Here is a 1831-nt window from a genome sequence, read left to right on the forward strand (position 1 = left end):
ACATCATGGCCGACGTCAAATGGGAGTAAAGCCACTTCACCGCCTGGTCTTCTGGCTGCCACTGTGCTTTTATATTTTGAAACATCGATTCCAACCGCTGTAATGACTCCTTGCGCTCATACACAATCCTCCTTTGTTTGGTTTTATAACCGGCGACCGCCACAGTTCATTACCGATTCAGCTTGCTTAGTCACACGAATGTACGGATTGCTCCGATGATTCAACCTGCGTAAATCGAACGCTGCAATGAGAGGGTCGGCTAACAGTTTGCACAAACGAGCGTGGTTAGCTCAAGCAATGCCCCGTAAGGCCGATTACCTCTTCATTGTAGCTTAGGTTTGAACCGCTGAACAGCATTACCAGCGCAACACCGTTCTTGGGGTCAAACATATTGTAGCAAGCAATGCCGGTGTTAATACACTCGGCCCGCAGAGGGAAAAATCCTGCCATGATTTTCCCCTCCGCTCTGCTTGTTGAGGGCAGCGCCCCCAAGCCCCTTTGAACGCAGAATTTCATTCTGCGGCTGCGCGTCCGATGGACGCTTTTGACCATGACCGGCTTACCGCTGGCCATGGTCTTTTTCTTGTTCTTTTTTCTGCTCCTCATCCCTGTGCAGCAGCCGTGCCCCCATACCCGAATTGACGGACAGAAAAATCAGTCGTAAACTGGAATAGAAAGGGGCGAAAAAAATGGAACAGCAAAAGGACAAAAAAGGTACGCCGCCACCTCGCTATGATACAGCATTCAAAGCCGGGGCGGTGAAAATGGTAACAGAGCAGGGACGGGACCCCAAGGAAGTTGCCCGAGACCTCGGCATTTGCATCGACACCCTACGGAGCTGGCTGAAGGCCTCCGGGATGCAGCTGGGCCAGGTGAGCCGCTACAACCGGGAACAGCAGCGGATACGGGATCTGGAAGCGGAGATCCGTACGCTGCGCAAGCAGCTGGGTGAGAAAGAGGAGGTCATTGACATCCTAAAAAAATCCGTCGGCATCCTGTCGACACCATAGTGGAAAAATACCGCTGCGTTCAGGCGCTGCACCGCCAGGGAGCCACTGTGGAACAGGCATGCCGGACCCTGGAGATCTCGCGCAGCGGCTACTATGATTGGCTGCATCACAAGCCCTGTATCCGTGAGCAGCGGAATCAAGCACTGAAACGGAAATTAGTGGAACTACACCAAAAATATACTGCCCTGGGATTGGACAGCCTCTATCATTTGCTCAAACCGGATTTCGGCTGCTCTCGCAAGCGGGTACACTGTCAGATGCGCCTTGCCGGTATCTGTTCGGTCAGACATCAGGCCTATAAAGTCACAACCAACTCCCAGCACAGCCACCCCGTTTCATCGAATCTCCTCAAACGAAACTTCTCCTTTGAGCGCCTGAATCAAGCTTGGGTGGGCGATATTACCTATATTCCCACCGGTGAGGGCTGGCTCTATCCTCCTTGCGCTGCCCATGCGCCTGTTTTGTTCTCTGTTTTGGGTCAAAAAACAGAACTAACTTCACAAAACCCTGTGTTTTCAAGGCCCTCTGAGTTTAGTTCTATATTAACACAGTCATCTTTCGTGATGACAAGGTTGATCTGCCTGCGCTCAATGGATCTCAACATTCTCTGTAAATCAGGACGCTCCATATTAAGACCTGTGAAACCATCGTCCTGATAGACTGCAACAACCTCCCATCCCTGCTTTTCGCAGTATTTTTCCAGCATATCACGCTGAGATGAGATTTATCAAGGTGGTTTTCTGCAATTTATTTGATCCGGCATCTTTGCCACAGAAGTACACAACCAAGAGAATATACCTATTAACCGGCAGGTGTCTCAT

Annotated in this window: 2 protein-coding genes and 1 pseudogene; 1 reads left to right on the top strand and 2 read right to left on the bottom strand. The window is 50.7% G+C overall.

The annotated features are described in order from the left end of the window. Window positions 1–285: 285 nt before the first annotated feature. Window positions 286–450 carry a hypothetical protein gene (locus ACTQ34_RS17835; protein WP_441364944.1) on the bottom strand — a complete coding sequence of 55 codons (165 nt, stop codon included), beginning with the start codon at window positions 448–450 and terminating at the stop codon, window positions 286–288. Between the two features lie 239 nt (window positions 451–689). Between ACTQ34_RS17835 and ACTQ34_RS17840 the strand changes: the two genes are divergently transcribed. After that, on the top strand, window positions 690–1010 hold the full coding sequence (locus tag ACTQ34_RS17840; protein ID WP_441364945.1) for a transposase: 321 nt from the start codon (window positions 690–692) through the stop codon (window positions 1008–1010). A gap of 553 nt (window positions 1011–1563) precedes the next feature. On the opposite strand, the pseudogene ACTQ34_RS17845 reads toward ACTQ34_RS17840, so the two are convergent. Next, window positions 1564–1734: pseudogene (locus ACTQ34_RS17845) on the bottom strand (recombinase family protein); the annotation flags it as partial. Between the last annotated feature and the right edge of the window lie 97 nt (window positions 1735–1831).

Source organism: Agathobaculum sp. LCP25S3_E8 (genome assembly GCF_052117165.1).
Lineage (GTDB): Bacteria > Bacillota > Clostridia > Oscillospirales > Butyricicoccaceae > Agathobaculum.